Origin of the sequence: Streptomyces sp. NBC_00353, from assembly GCF_036108815.1 — a bacterium.
Classification (GTDB): Bacteria; Actinomycetota; Actinomycetes; order Streptomycetales; family Streptomycetaceae; genus Streptomyces.
Window position 1 is genome coordinate 8,087,848 of sequence record NZ_CP107985.1, and the last position, 19,860, is coordinate 8,107,707.

The window sequence follows — 19,860 nt, forward strand, 5'->3', positions numbered from 1 at the left end:
TTCCGGGTTTCCGGAAGGCTCGCGTCCGTGTGTTCGGTTTCGGCGTTCCCTGTCGCGTTCCGCTTCATCTGTCGTCATCGACAGGCCCCGGAGTCCGTGCCCGAAGAGGCAGGAGGACCCGGTGGACACCGCAGCCGACAGCACCGCCATGGGCCGAGCGATCACGCTCGCCGCCCGCGGACTCGGCTCCACCAGCCCCAACCCGGTCGTCGGATGCGTGATTCTCGACGCCGAGGGACGTCCGGCCGGTGAAGGCTTCCACCAGCGTGCCGGGGGGCCGCACGCCGAGATCCACGCCCTGCGTGCAGCAGGTGAGAAGGCCCGGGGCGGCACCGCGTACGTCACTCTCGAGCCCTGTAACCACACCGGTCGCACCGGCCCCTGCGCCCAGGCGCTGATCGAGGCCGGTGTCAGCCGTGTCGTGTACGCGGTGGCCGACCCGACCCCTCAGGCCACCGGAGGTGCGGACACCCTCCGCGCAGCCGGGATCAAGGCCGAACAGGGGCTTCTCGCCGACGAGGCCGAGGCGGGCAACGCCGCGTGGCTGACCTCGGTGCGGCTCGGCCGTCCGTACGTCCTGTGGAAGTACGCCGCGACGCTCGACGGCCGGATCGCCGCCGCCGACGCCACCAGCCGCTGGATCACCTCTCCCGAGTCGCGCGCCGACGTCCACCGGCTGCGTGCCGAGGCCGACGCCGTCGTGGTCGGCTCCGGCACCGCCCGTACCGACGACCCCCAGCTCGGTGTCCGAGGCGTCGAGGGCGCCGCGCAGCCGCTGCGCGTGGTCGTCGACACCGGCGCCACGGCGGTGCGCCCCGGCGCCCGCGTCCTCGACGACACGGCACCCACCCTGGTCGCGGTCGCCGAGGACGCCGACACCGGCCATCTCCCCGAGGGGACCGTGCTGCGGCTGCCGCGTGCCGCCACCGGCCCCGGCCTGGACCTCCACGCCCTGCTCGCCGCCCTGCACTCGCGCGGCGTGCGCTCCGTACTTCTCGAAGGCGGCCCGACCCTGGCCGGGGCCTTCGTCGCGGCGGGAACGGTCGACAAGGTCGTCGGCTATCTCGCCCCCGTGCTCCTCGGCGCCGGCCCCGCGGCCCTCGCCGACGCCGGAATCTCCACCATCGCCCAGGCGTTGCGCCTCGACGTGACCGAGACCGTACGCATCGGCCCCGATCTGCGCATCACCGCCGTCCCCGCCCCTGCCCGGAAGGGAAACTGAGTGTTCACCGGAATTGTCGAAGAACTGGGTGAGGTCACCGCCGTCGAGAAGCTCGGCGACGCCTCCCGATTCCGCCTGCGCGGTCCCGTAGTCACCGAAGGCGCCAAGCACGGCGACTCCATCGCCGTCAACGGTGTCTGCCTCACCGTCGTCGACCTCGGCGACGGCGAGTTCACCGCCGATGTGATGGCCGAGACCCTGAACCGGTCCAGCCTCGGCGCACTGGAGACCGGCTCCCGGGTCAACCTGGAGCGCCCCATGGCGGTCGGCGGCAGGCTCGGCGGGCACATCGTCCAGGGCCATGTCGACGGCACGGGCCGCATCGTCGAGCGCAAGATCTCCGAGAACTGGGAGATCGTGAAGATCTCCCTCCCGGCGGAGCTGACCCGGTACGTGGTGGAGAAGGGCTCGATCACCGTCGACGGCGTGAGCCTGACCGTCGTCGACGCGGGACCCGACTACTTCACCATCAGTCTCATCCCCACCACCCTCGCCCTGACCACGCTCGGCATCAAGGAGCCCGGCGACCCGGTCAACCTCGAGGTGGACGTCATCGCGAAGTACGTCGAGCGGCTGCTCGGCGACCGGGACCGGGAGGACACGAAGTGAGCGCCGTCGGCTGGCTCAACTCGGAGGCCTTCGCCCTGTTCGGCCAGCACATCAAGTGGTCCGACATGATCGGCAACACGGTCGGGCTGGTCGCCCTCGCGCTCGGCTGGCGCCGCTCGATATGGACCTGGCCCGCCCAGCTGGTCTCCGGCCTGATCCTGCTGGCCGCCTTCGCCTCCGCCCACCTCTCGGGCAGTGCGGGCAAGCAGCTGGTGGTGATCGTCGTGGCCGCGTGGGGCTGGTGGTCGTGGAACCGCGGCAAGCAGCAGGCCCAGGACGGCTCCATCGCCGTACGGTTCGCCAGCTGGCGCGAGCGGGCCGTCCTGGTCGGCGGCGCCGCCCTCGGCACCCTCGCCGTCGGCGGGCTGTTCACCGCGTTCCCGACGCTGTCGTGGGACCCGTGGCCCGACGCCTACATCTTCGTCGGCACGATCGTCGCGATGTACGCCCAGGCGCGCGGCATGGTCGAGTTCTGGTTCGCCTGGCTGCTGGTCGACCTGGTCGGTGTGCCGCTGAACTTCGCCAACGGCTTCGCCTTCTCCGGCTTCGTCTACGTCATTTACGGCGCCCTCGTCCTGTGGGGCATGCGCGACTGGTGGCTGCGTACGCGGACACCTGCTCTGGAAGGAGCCACGGCATGACTGCCCAGCCCACCTGGTTGCACCCGGAACACGACAGCGTCGTCGAGGACCTCTCCCTCGACCCCGTCGAGCAGGCGATCCGCGACATCGCGGCCGGACGCCCCGTCGTCGTCGTCGACGACGAGGACCGGGAGAACGAGGGCGACCTCGTCATCGCGGCCGAGATGGCCACGCCCGAGATCGTCGCCTTCATGATGAGCGAATGCCGCGGCCTGATCTGCGCGCCGATGGAGAACGACGAACTGGAGCGGCTCGAACTGCCGCAGATGGTCACCCACAACACCGAGTCGATGCGCACGGCGTTCACCGTCTCGGTCGACGCCTCCGCGGCGCACGGCGTGACCACCGGCATCTCCGCCGCCGACCGGGCCACCACGCTCCGGATGCTGGCGGGCGGTCAGGCGGGCCCCGCCGACTTCGTGCGCCCCGGTCACATCTTCCCGCTCCGCGCCCGGTCCGGCGGTGTGCTCGTCCGTAACGGCCACACCGAGGCCGCCGTCGACCTGGCCCGGCTCGCCGGGCTGCGGCCCGCCGGTGCGATCGTCGAGATCGCCGGCGAGGACGGGGTGATGCTGCGTCTGCCCGAGCTGGTGCCGTTCGCCCGCAAGCACGGCCTCACGATCATCTCGATCGAGGACCTGATCGCCTACCGCCGCTCCTCCGAGCCGACCGTCCGCCGCGAGGCGGAGGTCCGGCTGCCGACGTCGTTCGGCGAGTTCACCGCGTACGGCTACCGCTCCACGGTCGACGGTGTCGAGCATGTCGCGCTCGTCCACGGCGACCTCGGTGACGGCGACGACATTCTCGTCCGGGTCCACTCCGAGTGCCTGACCGGTGACATCTTCCAGTCCCAGCGCTGCGACTGCGGCCCCCAGCTGCACGCTTCCATGGCGCGCATCACCGACGAGGGCCGCGGTGTCGTCGTCTATCTGCGCGGCCACGAGGGCCGCGGCATCGGCCTGCTCTCCAAGCTGCGGGCGTACGAACTCCAGGAGCACGGTGTCGACACCCTCGACGCCAACCTGGAGCTGGGCCTGCCCGCCGATGCCCGGGACTACGGGGCAGGCGCCCAGATCCTCAAGGACCTCGGCGTCCACGGCGTCCGGCTGATGACCAACAACCCCGACAAGACCGCCGCGCTCCTGCGGCACGGCCTCGCGATCACCGGCCGCGAGCCGATGCCCGTCCAGGCCGGCGAGCACAACCTGCGGTACCTGCGCACCAAGCGGGACCGCATGGGACACGACCTGCCCTGGCTCGACGCCGCCCCGGTGTCGACCTGCGGCAACCAATAACGACCACGGAAACGAGCGGTAGGAGAAACATGAGCGGCAAGGGCGCACCCGAACTGTCCGTACGCAACTGCGGTGACCTGCGAGTGGCGGTGATCGCCGCCCAGTGGCACGAGAAGGTCATGGACGGCCTCGTCGACGGCGCACTGCGTGCCCTGCACGACCTCGGCATCGACGAGCCGACGCTGCTCCGGGTCCCCGGCAGCTTCGAGCTCCCGGTCGTCGCCAAGGTGCTGGCCGGCCGCGGCTACGACGCGATCGTCGCCCTCGGCGTAATCATCCGCGGCGGCACGCCCCACTTCGAGTACGTGTCCCACGGCGTCACCAACGGCCTCACCCAGGTCGCCGTCGACACCGGGGTCCCGGTCGGCTTCGGCGTACTGACCTGTGACACCGAGGAGCAGGCGCTCGACCGGGCCGGCCTCGAAGGGTCCAACGAGGACAAGGGGCACGAAGCGGTCACCGCGGCCGTCGCCACCGCTGCCACGCTGCGCACCGTCAGCGAGCCCTGGCGCTGAGCGAGGGGGCGGCACCCCGTACTCTAAGAACCATCATGGCGAACAAAACCTTCGAAGAGCTCTTCGCCGAGCTGCAGCTCAAGGCCGCCAACGGCGACCCCTCGACCTCCCGCACCGCCGAGCTGGTGGACAAGGGCGTCCATGCCATCGGCAAGAAGGTCGTCGAGGAGGCCGCCGAAGTCTGGATGGCCGCCGAGCACGAGAGCAAGGACGCCGCCGCCGAGGAGATCTCGCAGCTGCTGTACCACGTCCAGGTGATGATGGTCGCCCGCGGAATCTCCCTCGACGACGTCTACGCGCACCTCTGAGCACGACCGCCGCACACCTTCACATCCGCACAAGACTCCCTCCTCGCAAAGGAAACCTGACCTCATGCTGCGCATCGCCGTCCCCAACAAGGGTTCACTCTCCGGGCCTGCGATGGCGATGCTCCATGAGGCCGGCTACCAGCAGCGCAAGGAGTCGAAGGAACTCGTCCTCGTCGACCCCGATAACGAGGTCGAGTTCTTCTACCTGCGGCCGCGCGACATCGCGATCTACGTCAGCTCCGGCCGCCTCGACATCGGCATCACCGGCCGCGACCTGCTGCTGGACTCCGGGGCCGATTCCGAGGAGATCCTCCAGCTCGGCTTCGCACGCTCCACCTTCCGTTACGCCACCAAGCCCGGCACGGCCCACGGCCCGCAGGACTTCGACGGCATGACCATCGCCACCTCCTACGAGGGCATCGTCGCCAAGCACCTCGCCGACGTGGGCGTCACCGCCTCCGTCGTCCACCTCGACGGCGCGGTCGAGACCGCCATCGAGCTCGGGGTCGCCCAGGTCATCGCCGATGTGGTGGAGACCGGCACCAGCCTGCGCAACGCCGGACTCGAAGTGATCGGCGAGCCGATCATGAAGTCGGAGGCCGTCGTCATCCGCCGTACGGGTGCTCCCCAGGACGACCCCAAGGTGCAGCAGTTCCTCCGCCGCCTGCAGGGCGTCCTGGTCGCCCGCAGCTACGTGATGATGGACTACGACTGCCGCGTGGAGCACCTGGAGCGCGCGGTCGCCCTCACCCCGGGCCTGGAGTCGCCGACCATCTCCCCGCTGCACCACGAGGGCTGGGTCGCCGTCCGCTCCATGGTCGCCGCCAAGGAGGCCCAGCGGATCATGGACGACCTGTACGAGCTCGGCGCCCGCGCCATTCTCACGACGGCCATCCACGCCTGCCGCCTCTGACGGCCGGACAGCCAGCGACCCACCGGCAGCCAGACCCACCGGAAGACAGAAGAAAACCATGTCCGCCCCCGCGCCCCGGCCCGAACTCCCCACTCTCCCGGTCACCTTCCGGCCGACCCGTAGCCGGGTGGTCCTGCTGACCGTGGGAGCGGCGATGTTCGTCGTCATCACCGTCATCGCGATGAGCCTGGAGCAGCTGAGCCCGGGGGAGCGGGTCAGCTTCATCTTCACCGCGCTGCTCTTCTTCGCCGTCCTGGCGCTGCTCAGCCGCCCCAAGGTCGTCGCCGACGACCACGGGGTGACCGTGGTCAATCTCACCCGCACCCGACGGCTGTCCTGGGCGGAGATCCTCCGCGTCAACCTGCGCGCCGGCGACCCGTGGGTCTTCCTCGATCTCAGCGACGGGACCAGCATGCCCGCCCTCGGCATCCAGCCCGGAATCGCCAAGGAACAGGCCGTTCGCGACGCCGGTACGCTCCGCGCCCTCGCCGAGAATCACGGCACGGGTACGGACAACGGCTGAGCCCCCTGCCCCGTTCGGCCACTTCTTGATTACTCTGGAGGGCGGTGGTGCTATGTGCGCCCCGCCCCGCACAGAGGGCCCCTGAGGCCGGCGGGGCTTTCCTTCGACCCAAGGAGTGACTCCCTCCAGCAATGGACGGATCGTCCGGTAGTACCTGCGCCGCCCCATCCCAGGAGGCGGCGGCATGACCACCCCCTTGCTGCTTCTCAGTGCGGCATTCCTTCTCATCCTCGCCAACGGATTCTTCGTGGCAGCCGAGTTCGGGCTTGTCACGGTGGACCGGCCGGACGCCGAGCGCGCCGCCGCCGCGGGCGACCGGCGGGCCCGTACCGTCGTCGACGCCCTGCGCGAGCTCTCCTTCCAGCTCTCCGGCACCCAGCTCGGCATCACCATCACCTCACTGGTCGTCGGCATGCTGGCCGAGCCGGCCCTCGCCCAGCTGCTGGCCGGACCGCTCACCGCGACCGGACTCCCTGACGGGGCCGTACCCGGCGTCAGTGTGGTGATCGGGATGCTGGTCGCCTCCGCCGTCCAGATGGTGATCGGCGAGCTCGTACCGAAGAACTGGGCAGTCTCCCGGCCGCTCCAGGTCGCCCGGTTCGTCGCCGGCCCCCAGCACCGCTTCGCCAGTGCGCTGCGGCCGGTGATCACCCTGCTGAACACCGTCGCCAACCGGCTGGTGCGGCTGCTCGGCGTCGAACCCACCGACGAGCTGGCCTCCGCCCGCACCCCCGGTGAACTGGTCTCCCTGGCCCGGCACTCCGCCGAGGCCGGCACCCTCGAACAGGACACCGCGGATCTCTTCGTACGGACCCTGTCGCTCGCCGGACTCACCGCACAGCACGTCATGACCCCGCGCGTCAGGGTCAGCGCCCTGCAGTCGACCGCGACCGCGGCGGACGTCCTCAACCTCACCCGCGCCACCGGCCTCTCCCGTTTCCCGGTCTACCGGGACCGGATCGACGAGGTCGTCGGCATGATCCACCTCAAGGACGCGCTCGCCGTACCCGCCCAGGAGCGGTTGCGCACCACGGCAGGGCGGATCGCCGTACCGCCCCTCCTCGTCCCCGAGACGCTCCCCGTCGAACAGCTGCTCCAGCGCCTGCGCAAGGAGCAGCCCATCGCCGTCGTGGTCGACGAGTACGGCGGCACCGCCGGTGTCGTCACGCTCGAGGACATCATCGAGGAACTGGTCGGCGAGGTCAGGGACGAGCACGACGCGGAAGGCGCCGACCGGCCCGAACTGGCCGTCGCCGCCCCGGAGGACGGCCGTCCCGCCTGGGACGCCGAAGGCAGCTGCCGGGTCCTCACCCTGCGCCGGATAGGCCTTGACGTGCCGGAAGGACCGTACGAGACGGTGGCCGGACTGGTTGCCGATCTCCTCGGACGGATCCCCGCCCCCGGCGACCGGGCCGAACTGCCGGGCTGGCGGATCTCCGTCCGTCAGGTCGGTCACTACCGCGCCGAACAGGTCCGCTTCGTACGCATCGCCGATGTGCCGGAAACTGTCGACGCACCGTCGGCGGAACGCGGTGTCCTGGAGGCCGCACGATGAGCGTCGTCCAGTTGCTCTTCGCCGGGCTCCTCGTGCTGGCGAACGGTTTCTTCGTGGGTGCCGAGTTCGCACTCGTCTCGGTACGCCGCAGCCAGATCGAACCCCTCGCGGCGGCCGGATCGAGCAGAGCCCGTCAGGTGCTGTACGGCCTGGAGAACCTGCCGCAGATGATGGCCGCCGCGCAGTTCGGCATCACCCTCTGCTCACTGACCCTCGGAGCCGTCGCCGAACCCACCGTCGCCCACCTGCTGGAGCCGGTCTTCCACGCGGCGCACCTGCCCGAGGGCCTCGTCCACCCGCTCGGCTACGTCCTGGCGCTCGTCTTCGTGGTCTTCCTCCACCTCGTCATCGGCGAGATGGTCCCGAAGAACCTGGCCATGGCGGCGCCGGAGAAGACCTCGATGTGGCTCAGCCCCGGCCTGGTCGGCTTCGCCCGGCTCTGCCGCCCGGTCACCTCGGCACTGGGCGCCTGCGCCCGGCTGGTGCTCCGGCTGTTCCGCGTCGAACCCAAGGACGAGGTCGAGGCCGTCTTCACCAGCGAGCAGCTCAACCGGCTCGTCGAGGACTCCGGACAGGCCGGACTGCTCGAACCGGAGGCGCAGGAGCGGCTGGAGGACGCGCTGGAGCTGGGCAGCAGGCCGGTCACCGATGTACTGCTCGACCGGGCCTCCCTGGTGACCGTGGATCCCTCGGTCACCCCGCACCGGATCGAGGAACTGACCGTACGGACCGGCTACTCGCGCTTCCCGGTCTGTGCGGAGGGCGGCGGCCCGTTCATGGGCTACCTGCATGTCAAGGACGTCCTCGATCTGGAGGACGGGGAACGGGCCGTTCCGCAACACGTCTGGCGTCCGATGGCGACGCTCCGGGCGGAACTCCCCCTGGACGACGCGCTGACGGTGATGCGGCGCGCGGCCACCCACCTTGCCCAGGTGGCCGACGCGTCGGGCCGGGTGCTGGGGCTCGTCGCGATGGAGGACGTCCTGGAAATGCTGGTGGGCGAGGTGCGCGACCCGGCGCACCGCGTCTCGGTGCCCCGCCGGACGGTGGAGGCCGCACCGGCGGGCCCCGGCGTCGACGAACTCCACCCACTGGCGGCACGAACCTGACAACCGGGCCCGGCCTCATCGCCGGACGGGAGTAACATCCGAGCCCGTCCGGCGTTCGAGGTCACACCGGTGGCCGGGCGGGTTCGGTGCGGTGCTTACAACCTGCCCCACCGCACCGTCACAGCCCAGGAGGTTCCTGCGGCCCCCGGTCCACCGGCCCCCGGCCGGACAGGACCTCGCCGTACGCCTGCATCAGATCCGGCAGCCGCAGGGTCGCCAGATCGTCGCGCGTGGGTACCGCCGCGTACCCGGACAGCCGCAGATCCCGGTACGCGCAGCTCTTCTCGTACAGCGTGCGCAGAAACCGCCCGTTGCCCAGCTCGTCGATCCAGCCCTGGTCGACGACATGGCCGCTGATCGAGCGCAGCTCCTCCAGGGACTCCTCGTCCCACACGTCGTCGTTGTCGGCGGCCAGCACCTCGCCGATCGAGGTGAGTTCCAGCGGCCGGTAGCTGGGGAAGTCCACCCGGGTGGTGAAGCGGGACGAGAGCCCGGGGTTGGTCGCCAGCAGCCGGTCCATGCCCTCGGGGTAGCCCGCGAGGATGACGACGAGATGGTCCCGGTTGTCCTCGGCCCGCTTGAGGAGCACCTGCAGAGCCTCGTCCCCGTACGCGTCACCCTTGCTGTAGCCGGAGTTGGAGAGGCTGTACGCCTCGTCGACGAACAGCACTCCGCCGAGCGCCGAGTCGATCAGCTCATTGGCCTTGACCGCGGTCTGGCCGAGGAACTCGCCGACCAGATCGGAACGCTGGGCCTCGACGAGGTGGTCGCCGCCGAGCAGCCCCAGTGCGTAGAAGACCCGGCCCAGGATCCGGGCCACCGTGGTCTTCCCGGTCCCGGACGGCCCCGAGAAGATGAAGTGACGCTTGGGAGGCTGGACCAAAAGCCCCTCGCCGGCCCGCAGCCGCGCCATGTTCAGCTGCGCGGACAACGCCTTGACCTGGCGCTTGACGGGTTCGAGGCCGACCATCCGCTCCAGTTCCGCCAGCGCCTCGGCGAGCAGCACCGGATCGCTGGGCCCCGCCGGGAACGGCTGCGGCGACGACTGACCGGGCACCGCAGTCTTCTCCCGTGCCGCCACCCCGTCGGCGGGAGGCAGTCCGCCGACACCCGGCAGGTTCTGCGGTTCGCCGCCGGGCCGCAGCTCCCGGCCGTCCACCAGATCGGTGCCGAGCAGCGAGTCGCCGTCCTGCTGCGCCTCCGCGACCGCACCGTCCATGCCGATCCCGGTCAGCGAAACGGAGGCGAGACCTGACGCCTCGTCGGTGCCTTCGAGCCCGTCATAGTCCGCGATGGCGGCGAGCCGCGCCGAGGTGTCCATGAACGCCGGGTCGATCCGGTGCACCGCCCGGTAGAGCGGCAGTGCGGCCGCGCTGCGGCCGGTGCCCTCGTGCGCGCGGGCCAGCCAGTAGCGCAGCTCCTTGCGCTGAGGCTGTTCGCTGCGGCAGCGCATCAGTGCGGTGGAGAGCAGCGGCTCGGCCTGCCCGTACATTTCCAGCCGCACCCGCGCCATCCCGCCGAACAGCCCTGCCTCGATGCCGAGCAGCGGATCGTCGACCAGCTGCTCGGTGTTGCGTACGAGCTGTTCCCAGTCCTTGACCAGATAGGACCGGCAGGCATGCAGGAACCGCACCTGCGGGTCCGTGTCCACCGGCGGCAGTCCGGCCAACGCCCGGTCCAGCTCGGCGACATGACGCCCGTCCAGCCAGTGCGACGCGTGCGCGAGCAGCAGGTCGCGTGGGCTCTCCAGCACCGGTTGCACCCACCAGCCCAGCCAGTACCAGGAGTTGAGCGTGCGCCGATGGCGGGTGCGCTGCTCGCCGAACCGGTCGCGATGCCGGTACATCCGCAGCAGCGCGGTCGTTGTGTCGATGCGCAGGGCATGGAGGCCGAGCCAGGCGTCCGCCATGCCGGGATCCAGACGTACCGCTGTTCTGAACTCCTCCTCGGCCTGCGGGTATGCGCCCATCGTGTAGGCGTCCACGCCGCGCAGCCAGGCGAGGTCGGCCGGGGCCTGTGCGCCCTGCGTGCCGATGTCCATCAGGTCCCCCACAAGCCGTACCCCAGGATGTCCCGCCGCACGACCGCCCGTCGAGGCGCGCTGAACCACTGTGCCACGGACGGGAATTGACCGCACCGAAAGGCATCGTACCTGCGCAGGGAGTGGGCGACTAAGAGCGCCGCAGGCAGAACGGAGACCGTGACCGAGGGTAAGTGGAAGGTTGTGCACAGCAGCGCGAAAAGGGGTGCGGGGACAGAACGAAGCCCCCGATCACGGGGGAACAACCGGGGGCTTCGTGTCTGTGGGGGCTCCGAAAAGCCGCACATTGAGAACGTAAGACCTGTACCGCCCCCGGGTCAAGCACAGTTGGGGCACTTCCGGGCCGATTTCCGACTGCTCAGTACGTCGCCGCGGGAGGATCACGGTGGGTGACGGAATGGTTCGCTCCTGCTGTCGCGCGGGGTCCCTCCAGCCACTCGTACCCCACAGGCAACTGGCGTACCAGAGCATCCGCGTAGGGACGCGAGGGATCGACGGCGAAATGTTCTTGCTCGGCCGCGGTCCACCCGTCCCAGAACGCCGAAAGCGCGGGCCCGTCCCGGCGCCGGCCCCGCTCCCACGACGCTGCGGGGCCGAGCTCCATCCACCACAGTCGTGCGAGATACGGGCGCAGCGCACGGCGACCCGCCCCCACCCCTTCGATCAGCACCACCGGCGCGGGTTCCAGAGTGCGTGGCGGGCCGAAGTGCCGAGCGGTCCAGTCGTACGGCGCATAGCGCGCGCTCTCGCCGCGCGACAGCGGCCCGATCACCTGCTCGCGCAGCCGGTCCACCCAGGCGAACAGCTCCTCGTGCGTGGCCAGATCGTCCAGCCGCAGTACGGGCGCGTCACCGAGCGCGGCCGAGAGGAGGGACGCGAGGGTGCTCTTGCCCGATCCTGCATGGCCGTCGACGCCGATCAGCCGGACCGGTCCGCAGGACGGCGCCAGGGTGCTCAGCCGGGAGGCGTGGCGCGAGAGGTCGTTCATGTGGCCCAGCCTACGAGCCGGTGGGGAGCAACCGCAGGTCACGCCAGTGGACCAGACCAATATTGGTTCGGCGGCACACTGCGATTCGCTGGCCCAATCCGGCTGCGACCCGCAATAGTTGGCGCACTGTCGTGCACCCGCAGCCCCATTCCGCTTACGACCGGGGGTTTCGCCCATGAACCGACCGACCTCACGCAGAACTGTGCTGACCGCCGCGCTCGCGGTGGCGGCCGCCGCCGGTACGGCGTCGTCCGCCGGCTCCGCAGCCGCCGCGATCCCGGCCGCTGCCCCGCCCGACGCGGCTGCGGCAGCCGCTTCCCTCGTGGACAACCACTCCTGGAGTACGTACACCGACTGGCGCAGCGGCTGCGGAGCCGGGACCCGCGCCGTCGCGGGACGCAGGCCGGGTCTGGTGATCGACAAGCCCCGGGGGCGTACCGACTACACCGACCCGCACACCGGGAACACCGCCACCTGGGAGTACGCGACCTGGACCTCGCCCAGGCACCGGTCCGCGGTCCCGGCGACCGAGGTCATCGCGTCCTGGAACGCGGACACCCCGGCAGGCACCTGGATCCAGATCGAGCTGAGCGGCCGCTACTCGGACGGCACCGACACTCCCTGGTACGTGATGGGCCGCTGGGCGGCGGGTGACGGCGACATCCGCCGCACCTCCGTCGACGACCAGACCGACGGCAGGAGCTCCATCTGGACCGACACCTTCTCGGTGGACGACGCGGCGAGCGGGCTGCGGCTGGTCTCGTACGAACTGCGACTCACGCTGTACCGCACCCCGGGCAGCAGCCTCACCCCGACCGTGTGGCGGCTCGGCGCGATGGCCTCGGACATCCCCGACCGCTTCACCGTGGAGCCCAGCGCCCCCGGCCTCGCGCGGGAGCTGCCGGTGCCGCGCTATTCACAGAGCGTGCACGCGGGCCAGTACCCCGAGTACGACAACGGCGGCGAGGCGTGGTGCAGCCCCACCTCCTCGCAGATGATCATCGAGTACTGGGGTCGCAGGCCCACTGCCGAGGACCTGGCCTGGGTGAAGCCGGGCCTCGCCGACCCGCAGGTCTGCCATGCGGCCCGCTTCACGTACGACTACCAGTACGAGGGCTGCGGCAACTGGCCGTTCAACGCCGCCTATGCCGCCACGTACGACGACATGAGCGCCGTCGTGACGCGGCTGGGTTCGCTGACCGACCTGGAGACGCTGATCCGGGCCGGTATCCCGGCCATAACGTCGCAGTCCTTCCTCAAGGAGGAGCTGACCGGCGCCGGGTACGGGACCTCCGGTCATCTCATGACCGTGATCGGGTTCACGGCGGACGGTGATGTGATCGCCAACGACCCGGCCTCGCCGAGCGACGAGGCCGTCCGCCGGATCTACAAGCGGCACGAGTGGGAGACGATCTGGCTCCGCACCAAGCGCTTCAACGCGAGCGGCAAAGTGGTCTCCGGCACAGGCGGCGTCTGCTACCTCTACTTCCCGGCACACCCGACGCCCGCCCAGCAGCGGGCTCTGGCGGCCGTCGGCATCCGCTGACGCGGTCCGGCGCTCCGGGGCAGTGACCGATGTCATCTACCCCGGGGGCCTGACCGGCTGGCACTCTGGACGGGTCACGGGGGGACGTTCACTGCCGGACGACCGAGCGAGATGCCATGACCGCGACCACCGCAACCACCGTCACTGCCCGCCGCCGCGCGCGGACCGGAGGTCCCGAGGACCGGTCCAAGCTGCTGGAGAACGTCCTGGGCTGGACGCTCGTCGTCCTCATCGCCATGTTCGTCACCCAGGCCGGCCTCATGTGAGAAGCCGGCCGTCCGCGGAACGGGGCGGGAAGCCTCTCGGGCTCCCCGCCCCTCGGGATCGCACGGTTGCGGCTAGTTGATCGCCTTGATCAGCTCGCCGTTGGCGGTGTCACCGCTCAACTCCCAGAAGAACGTGCCCCCCAGGCCCTGCTGGTTCTTGTAGTCCATCTTCGTGGCGATGGTGGCCGGGGTGTCGTAGCTCCACCAGTTGGTCCCGCAGTGCGCGTAGGCCGTGCCGGCCACGGTGCCGGTCGCCGGGCAGCCGGCCTTGAGAACCTTGTAGTCCTCGATGCCCGCCTCGTACGTACCCGTGGCCGGCCCGGTCGCCGCACCACCCGGCGCGTCCTGCGTCACACCCGTCCAGCCGCGGCCGTAGAAACCGATCCCGAGCAGCAGCTTCGAGGCGGGGACGCCGAGGGCCTTGAGCTTGGTGACGGCGGCGTCGCTGGTGTAGCCCTCCTTCGGAATACCGGTGTACGAGGTCAGCGGGGAGTGCGGAGCCGTCGGGCCCTGCGCGTCCCAGGCGCCGAAGAAGTCGTACGTCATCGGGTTGTACCAGTCGACGTACTGCGCGGCGCCTCCGTAGTCGACGGCGTCGAGCTTGCCGCCGTCCGAGCCGTCGGCGGTGATGGCCGAGGTGACCAGGTTGCCCGTGCCGAACTTGGCGCGCAGCGCCGCCAGGACGTTGCCGTAGGCGTCACGGCCGCTGGTGTCGCAGGTCAGACCGCAGGCGTTGGGGTACTCCCAGTCGATGTCGATGCCGTCGAAGACATCGGCCCAGCGGGGGTCCTCCACCAGGTCGTAGCAGGACTGGGCGAATGCGGCCGGGTTCTTCGCCGCCTCACCGAAGCCGCCGGACCAGGTCCAGCCGCCGAACGACCAGATGACCTTCAGATTCGGGTGCAGCTTCTTCAGCTTGCGCAGTTGGTTGAAGCTGCCGCGCAGCGGCTGGTCCCAGGTGTCGGCGACGCCGTCGACCGACTGGTCGGCGGTGTACGCCTTCTCGTAGTCCGCGTAGCTGTCGCCGACCGCGCACTTGCCGCCGGTGACGTTGCCGAAGGCGTAATTGATGTGTGTCAGCTTGTCGGCCGAGCCCGAGGTCTCGATGTTCTTGACGTGGTAATTGCGCTGGTAGACACCCCAGTCGGTGAAGTATCCGACCACCTTGCTGCCGGCCGCCGCGGTGGCGGCCGCGGTGGTCGAGGCGCGCTCGGCGGCGGTGGCCGCGCCGGCCGACGCCGGGCCTGCGGCACCGAGGAGGGTGGCGCCGAGGGCGGCGGTACAGACGGCAGCGGCGAGCGCCCGGAACCGGGCGCGGGGACGGTGAAGTCCGATCATCGTGGCTCCTCGTGGGGGAGGGGGCTTGCGAGTGGGGGGACGTACGGCCGACCTCGCGCAGAATTGGCATGGACGCGATAAGACCGGCTGGGTTGGAACCGTAGATGGACTAGACCAGTTGGGTCAATGGTTCGGACCATTGCGATGGCAACCCGGCCCCGCACGGGCCGCCCGGCCGCCCGCTCCGGCACCCGGTGACGGATACCGTCCGATCGGGCATACTCGACCCGCCACAGCCGCTGGCCAGCAACTCTCGTAATCCGGGAGGGCAGCATCGGCTGGGCAGTAGTGCTTGTCCGGGCCCCGGCCCGGAATTCCCCGGCGGCGCCGCTCACACCCCGCGCGCGCGACCGCCGCAACGCCCGACAGGGAGGAGAGCGCCGTCATGTCCGACCGTGCCCCGCAGTTGGTGGAGCGTCGTCTGCCCACCGAGGAGTCCAGGCAGCTCGTCGCGCTGGTCCGCGACATCGTCCAGCGGGAGATCGCGCCACGGGCGGCGGAGGAGGAGGACGCCGGCCGATTCCCGCGCGAAGTCTTCACCCTGCTCTCCGAGTCCGGGCTCCTCGGTCTGCCGTACGACTCCGCCCACGGCGGCGGAGACCAGCCGTACGAGGTCTACCTCCAGGTTCTCGAAGAACTCGCGGCCGCCCGGCTCACCGTCGGTCTCGGCGTCAGTGTCCACTCGCTCGCCTGTCACGCCCTCGCCGGGTACGGCACCAAGGAGCAGCAGGCGGAACATCTGCCGGCGATGCTGGGAGGCGGCCTGCTGGGCGCCTACTGCCTCTCGGAGCCCGCCTCGGGCTCCGATGCCGCCTCACTCCGTACGAAGGCCGTACGGGACGGCGACGACTGGGTCATCACCGGTACCAAGGCATGGATCACCCATGGCGGGATCGCCGACTTCTACACGGTCCTGGCGCGTAGCGGCGTCGAGGGTGCCCGCGGCATCACCGCCTTCCTGGTCCCCGGCGACGCCGAGGGGCTGAACGCGGCCCTCCCTGAGAAGAAGATGGGCATGAAGGGCTCGCCCACCGCCCAACTGCATTTCGACGGCGTACGGGTGTCCGACGCGCGCCGGATCGGAGAGGAGGGGCAGGGTTTCGCCATCGCCCTGTCGGCGCTCGACTCCGGGCGCCTCGGTATCGCCGCCTGCGCCATCGGTGTTGCGCAGGCGGCCCTGAACGAGGCCGTCGGATACGCCACCGGCCGGCAGCAGTTCGGCCGTCCCATCGCGGACTTCCAGGGACTGCGGTTCATGCTCGCCGACATGGCCACCCAGATCGAGGCGGGCCGTGCGCTCTACCTGGAGGCGGCCAGGCTGCGTGACGCAGGCAGGCCGTTCTCCCGTCAGGCCGCCATGGCCAAGCTGTTCTGCACCGACGCGGCCATGCGGGTCACCGTCGACGCCGTCCAGGTCCTCGGCGGCTACGGCTACACCCTCGACTTCCCCGTCGAGCGGCTGATGCGCGAGGCGAAGGTGCTGCAGATCGTCGAGGGCACCAACCAGATTCAGCGCATGGTCATCGCGCGCCACCTCGCAGGTCCCGAGACGCGCTGAGCCGCAGCGGCCGGTCCGACCACACCGGCGTCGTCATGATCCGGTTCCACTCCTGGTCATGGCGGCCCGGCAGGGTCCGCCCGGTGGACTCCCAATGGCTCAGCATGGCCCGGTAGATGGGCGGATCGGTCGAATGCGGCACCGTGCGCGGCGGAGAGGGCGCGGGCGCAGACTTCGGTGCCGACTGGGAGCCGGGCCGCGGAACCGATTCTTCGGAGGCCGGAGCGGCGAGACGGCGGCGACCGGGGCCGGCCGTTGAATGCAGCAGCGTCATGTCAGGCCAACGCCGTGGGGCGGGGCCGGGTCACTGCCGGGTGGATTCGAGCGCCCGTTCGCCAGGTTCCCCTGTCTCGCGGGCGTGGCTCGATGCTGCCCGCACCACGCCGGTCCGGCCGTCGTGGTGCAGTGCAGGTGTCTGTCAGGTGCCGCCGGAGGTCTCCGGCGGCAAGGACGGCCGCGTCGGCCGGTGGCGGGCCGTGTCAGGCCGCGTTACGGCGCATCTGCGGGATCCGCAGCGGGCGCGAACCGGCACCACCGGCGTGCGAGAAGGGCTGCATCCGCCAGTCGAGCCCCTGAGGGAGCGTCAACAGCAGTGCCGTCTCCTGCTCGTGGAGTTCGAGCGACTCGTCGGCGGGACGCGTCTGCGCGACGCCGCGGCCGGTTCCGGCGCACACCGTGAGCACGAACGGGTTCCACGGGGTCGGGCACAGCGCGTGTTCCGGCAGCACATCCTCGTCGGCCAGCAGCGCGATCGGCTGCGCACAGTCCGGGCAGATCACCCGGTACATCTCAAAAGTGTCGTACGCGTCGGGAGCGGAGTCCTCGACGGGTTCAACAGGCTCCGGTTCGGTGCGTCCGGTGAGCTTCAGGCTCTGCATGGAGAATCTCCCCCTCAGGTGGGCCGACAAGGCGCCACGGCCTCGACCACAGCAAGCACTTCCCGTCGCGCATCGGCCGTAACCACGAGGTCGCCGGCTACCCACCCGTAAACCTGTGGCATTCGTCACATGCCCGGTGCAGGTGCCCTGTTCGGAGCCCCTACGGCTGTGCCTGGAGGGACCCGGGGCCATAGGTTGACCGCATGGAGGAGCTGGACCGTCAGATTGTGGAGTTGCTCGTCAAGGACGGGCGGATGAGCTACACCGACCTGGGCAAGGCCACCGGCCTGTCCACCTCGGCCGTTCATCAGCGTGTCCGAAGGCTGGAGCAGCGCGGGGTGATCCGGGGCTATGCCGCGGTCGTCGACCCCGAGGCCGTCGGGCTGCCCCTCACCGCGTTCATCTCGGTGAAACCCTTCGACCCGAGCGCGCCGGACGACATCGCCGAGCGGCTCGCCGGCGTGCCCGAACTGGAGGCGTGCCACAGCGTCGCCGGCGACGAGAACTACATCCTCAAGGTGCGGGTCTCGACGCCGCTGGAGCTGGAGCACCTGCTCACCCGGATCCGTTCGCTCGCCGGAGTCTCCACCCGCACCACCGTGGTCCTCTCCACCCCGTACGAGGCACGGCCCCCGCAGATCTGAGACACGCCCGCCGCGGGACCCGAGGGGGGTGCGGACCGCGCCGCTCCGTGCAGGCGCGAGACTGGTGTCATGACCGAGAGCACCGCCCCCCAGAGCGAACACCGCACCGTGCTGCTGCGCGGTGGAGACGTCCACAGCCCCGCCGACCCCTTCGCCACCGCCATGGTCGTCGAACGCGGCCATGTCGCCTGGGTGGGCTCCGAAGGGGCCGCCGACGCCTTCGCGAGCGGCGTCGACGAAGTGATCGACCTCGAAGGGGCGCTGGTCACTCCGGCGTTCACCGACGCGCACGTCCACACCACATCGACCGGCCTGGCCCTCACCGGTCTGGATCTCTCCGGCGCCCGCACCCTTGCCGAGGCCCTCGACCTCGTTCGTACGCACACGGCCGCGCACCCCGCCGACCGGGTCGTCCTCGGCCACGGCTGGGACGCCACGCGCTGGCCGGAACAGCGGCCCCCGTCGCGCGGCGAACTCGACGCGGCGGCCGGCGGCCGGCCCGTCTATCTGCCCCGGATCGATGTGCACTCCGCGGTCGTCACCACGGCCCTCCTCGATCTGGTCCCCGGCGTCACCGCGCTGGCCGGCTACCACCCCGACGCCCCGCTGACCGGCGCCGCCCACCACGCGGTGCGTTCCGCCGCGCACGAAGCCGTCTCGCCGCAGCAGCGCGCCGACGCCCAGCGCGCCGCCCTGGACCACGCCGCCTCGCTCGGCATCGGCACCGTCCATGAGTGCGGCGGACCCGACATCTCCGACGAGGAGGACTTCACCGGACTGCTGAAACTCGCCGCCGGGCGGCCGGGTCCACGGGTCTTCGGCTACTGGGCCGAGCAGGTGGGCGACGAGAAGGACGCCCGCCGGATCCGCGAACTCGGCGCGATCGGCGCCGCCGGGGATCTCTTCGTCGACGGCTCCCTCGGCTCGCACACTGCGTGCCTGCACGAGCCGTACGCCGACGGTCCGGCCGGACGGACCGGTGACGCCCACCTGGACGCGGCGCAGATCGCGGCCCATGTCACCGCCTGCACCGAGGCCGGTCTGCAGGCCGGCTTCCACGCCATCGGCGACGCCGCGGTCTCCGCCGTGGTGGCCGGAGTCCGGGCCGCCTCCGAAACGCTCGGCCTGGCCCGCATCCGGGCCGCCCGGCACCGTGTCGAGCACGCCGAGATGCTCACCCCCGAGACCATCGCCGCCTTCGCGGAGCTGGGTCTGACCGCCTCCGTCCAGCCCGCCTTCGACGCGGCCTGGGGCGGCGAGGACGGCATGTACGCGCAGCGGCTCGGCGCCGAACGGGCCCGCACCCTGAACCCGTACGCGGGCCTCCTGCGGGCCGGCGTGCCCCTCGCCTTCGGCTCGGACAGCCCGGTGACCCCGCTGGACCCGTGGGGGACCGTACGGGCCGCCGCGTTCCACCGCTCGCCCGAGCACCGGATCTCCGTGCGGGCGGGATTCACCGCGCACACCAGGGGTGGCTGGCGGGCCGTCGGCCGCGACGACGCGGGCACGCTGGTGCCCGGTGCACCCGCCGACTACGCCGTCTGGCGCACCGAGGAGCTTGTGGTCCAGGCCCCGGACGACCGGGTCGCCCGCTGGTCGACGGACCCGCGGTCCGGGACGCCCGGACTGCCGGACCTCACCCCTGGCGGTGAACTTCCGGTCTGTCTGCGTACCGTGATCTTCGGACAAACTGTCTACGTAAGGCCGAACGGGTGACGTCCGGACATTTCGTACCGCCGATCGAAGGCGCCGTCGCTTCCCCGCGACCTGGGAATCTCCGGTACTGACCAGGCGAGTTCGGTAAACGTTGCAGGTCAGACGGGTATTGACAGAAGGCGCCCACGGGCCGGTAGGTTCGGCCGAGTCCACCACAGGACGTCCGACCGGTTGAACCTCCATGCAGTCGTCGAA

Annotated in this window: 19 protein-coding genes; 15 read left to right on the forward strand and 4 right to left on the reverse strand. The window is 70.7% G+C overall.

The window, feature by feature from the left end; all coding sequences use genetic code 11:
- Window positions 1-121 precede the first annotated feature (121 nt).
- The 10 genes from ribD (at window position 122) to OHA88_RS36525 (ending at window position 8,690) form a co-directional block, all read left to right on the forward strand.
- The gene (ribD, locus tag OHA88_RS36480) at window positions 122-1,222 is read left to right on the forward strand and encodes a bifunctional diaminohydroxyphosphoribosylaminopyrimidine deaminase/5-amino-6-(5-phosphoribosylamino)uracil reductase RibD (RefSeq protein ID WP_328628635.1); all 1,101 of its coding nucleotides are present in this window, start codon (window positions 122-124) and stop codon (window positions 1,220-1,222) included.
- Entirely contained in the window at window positions 1,223-1,831 is a 609-nt protein-coding gene (locus OHA88_RS36485; protein WP_267006241.1) for a riboflavin synthase, read from the forward strand.
- Window positions 1,828-2,472 carry a nicotinamide mononucleotide transporter family protein gene (locus OHA88_RS36490; protein WP_328628636.1) on the forward strand — a complete coding sequence of 215 codons (645 nt, stop codon included), beginning with the start codon at window positions 1,828-1,830 and terminating at the stop codon, window positions 2,470-2,472. Before OHA88_RS36485 ends, OHA88_RS36490 begins: the two co-directional genes overlap by 4 nt.
- Window positions 2,469-3,767 carry a bifunctional 3,4-dihydroxy-2-butanone-4-phosphate synthase/GTP cyclohydrolase II gene (locus OHA88_RS36495; RefSeq protein WP_328628637.1) on the forward strand — a complete coding sequence of 433 codons (1,299 nt, stop codon included), beginning with the start codon at window positions 2,469-2,471 and terminating at the stop codon, window positions 3,765-3,767. The genes OHA88_RS36490 and OHA88_RS36495 overlap by 4 nt, the downstream gene beginning before the upstream one ends.
- A 29-nt stretch (window positions 3,768-3,796) precedes the next feature.
- Window positions 3,797-4,282, forward strand: a complete 486-nt coding sequence (gene ribH / locus OHA88_RS36500) for a 6,7-dimethyl-8-ribityllumazine synthase (RefSeq protein ID WP_030919009.1) — start codon at window positions 3,797-3,799, stop codon at window positions 4,280-4,282.
- A 35-nt stretch (window positions 4,283-4,317) separates the two neighbouring features.
- Window positions 4,318-4,590: a phosphoribosyl-ATP diphosphatase gene (locus OHA88_RS36505; protein WP_018524273.1), complete on the forward strand. Its 273-nt coding sequence runs from the start codon at window positions 4,318-4,320 to the stop codon at window positions 4,588-4,590.
- Between the two features lie 64 nt (window positions 4,591-4,654).
- On the forward strand, window positions 4,655-5,503 hold the full coding sequence (gene hisG / locus OHA88_RS36510; protein ID WP_328628638.1) for an ATP phosphoribosyltransferase: 849 nt from the start codon (window positions 4,655-4,657) through the stop codon (window positions 5,501-5,503).
- Window positions 5,504-5,561: 58 nt separating this feature from the next.
- Window positions 5,562-6,026 (forward strand): PH domain-containing protein, encoded by a 465-nt coding sequence (locus OHA88_RS36515; RefSeq protein WP_328628639.1) that lies wholly within the window; start codon window positions 5,562-5,564, stop codon window positions 6,024-6,026.
- A gap of 184 nt (window positions 6,027-6,210) precedes the next feature.
- Window positions 6,211-7,581, forward strand: coding sequence for a hemolysin family protein (locus OHA88_RS36520; protein WP_267006246.1), 1,371 nt, complete (start codon window positions 6,211-6,213; stop codon window positions 7,579-7,581).
- Window positions 7,578-8,690, forward strand: a complete 1,113-nt coding sequence (locus OHA88_RS36525; RefSeq protein WP_328628640.1) for a hemolysin family protein — start codon at window positions 7,578-7,580, stop codon at window positions 8,688-8,690. The genes OHA88_RS36520 and OHA88_RS36525 overlap by 4 nt, the downstream gene beginning before the upstream one ends.
- Before the next feature lie 118 nt (window positions 8,691-8,808).
- Here the strand turns inward: OHA88_RS36525 and OHA88_RS36530 are convergent, their stop codons facing one another.
- Window positions 8,809-10,731, reverse strand: coding sequence for an AAA family ATPase (locus tag OHA88_RS36530; protein ID WP_328628641.1), 1,923 nt, complete (start codon window positions 10,729-10,731; stop codon window positions 8,809-8,811).
- A 358-nt stretch (window positions 10,732-11,089) separates the two neighbouring features.
- The gene (locus OHA88_RS36535; protein ID WP_328628642.1) at window positions 11,090-11,719 is read right to left on the reverse strand and encodes a uridine kinase family protein; all 630 of its coding nucleotides are present in this window, start codon (window positions 11,717-11,719) and stop codon (window positions 11,090-11,092) included.
- 175 nt (window positions 11,720-11,894) lie between these two features.
- Here OHA88_RS36535 and OHA88_RS36540 point away from each other — a divergent pair, with 175 nt between their 5' ends.
- Both OHA88_RS36540 and OHA88_RS36545 read left to right on the forward strand, forming a co-directional pair.
- On the forward strand, window positions 11,895-13,265 hold the full coding sequence (locus OHA88_RS36540; RefSeq protein WP_328628643.1) for a peptidase C39 family protein: 1,371 nt from the start codon (window positions 11,895-11,897) through the stop codon (window positions 13,263-13,265).
- 116 nt (window positions 13,266-13,381) lie between these two features.
- Complete coding sequence (locus OHA88_RS36545; protein WP_267006251.1) at window positions 13,382-13,531, forward strand: SCO1431 family membrane protein; 150 nt, start codon at window positions 13,382-13,384, stop codon at window positions 13,529-13,531.
- Between the two features lie 72 nt (window positions 13,532-13,603).
- Here OHA88_RS36545 and OHA88_RS36550 read toward each other — a convergent pair whose 3' ends face one another.
- Window positions 13,604-14,869, reverse strand: a complete 1,266-nt coding sequence (locus OHA88_RS36550; protein WP_328628644.1) for a glycoside hydrolase family 18 protein — start codon at window positions 14,867-14,869, stop codon at window positions 13,604-13,606.
- A 385-nt stretch (window positions 14,870-15,254) separates the two neighbouring features.
- Between OHA88_RS36550 and OHA88_RS36555 the strand changes: the two genes are divergently transcribed.
- On the forward strand, window positions 15,255-16,427 hold the full coding sequence (locus OHA88_RS36555; protein ID WP_328628645.1) for an acyl-CoA dehydrogenase family protein: 1,173 nt from the start codon (window positions 15,255-15,257) through the stop codon (window positions 16,425-16,427).
- A gap of 479 nt (window positions 16,428-16,906) precedes the next feature.
- On the opposite strand, the gene OHA88_RS36560 is transcribed toward OHA88_RS36555, so the two are convergent.
- The gene (locus tag OHA88_RS36560; protein ID WP_267006254.1) at window positions 16,907-17,305 is read right to left on the reverse strand and encodes a hypothetical protein; all 399 of its coding nucleotides are present in this window, start codon (window positions 17,303-17,305) and stop codon (window positions 16,907-16,909) included.
- 203 nt (window positions 17,306-17,508) lie between these two features.
- Between OHA88_RS36560 and OHA88_RS36565 the strand changes: the two genes are divergently transcribed.
- Window positions 17,509-17,949, forward strand: a complete 441-nt coding sequence (locus tag OHA88_RS36565) for an Lrp/AsnC family transcriptional regulator (RefSeq protein ID WP_328628646.1) — start codon at window positions 17,509-17,511, stop codon at window positions 17,947-17,949.
- Between the two features lie 69 nt (window positions 17,950-18,018).
- Entirely contained in the window at window positions 18,019-19,665 is a 1,647-nt protein-coding gene (locus tag OHA88_RS36570) for an amidohydrolase (RefSeq protein WP_328628647.1), read from the forward strand.
- Window positions 19,666-19,860 lie beyond the last annotated feature (195 nt).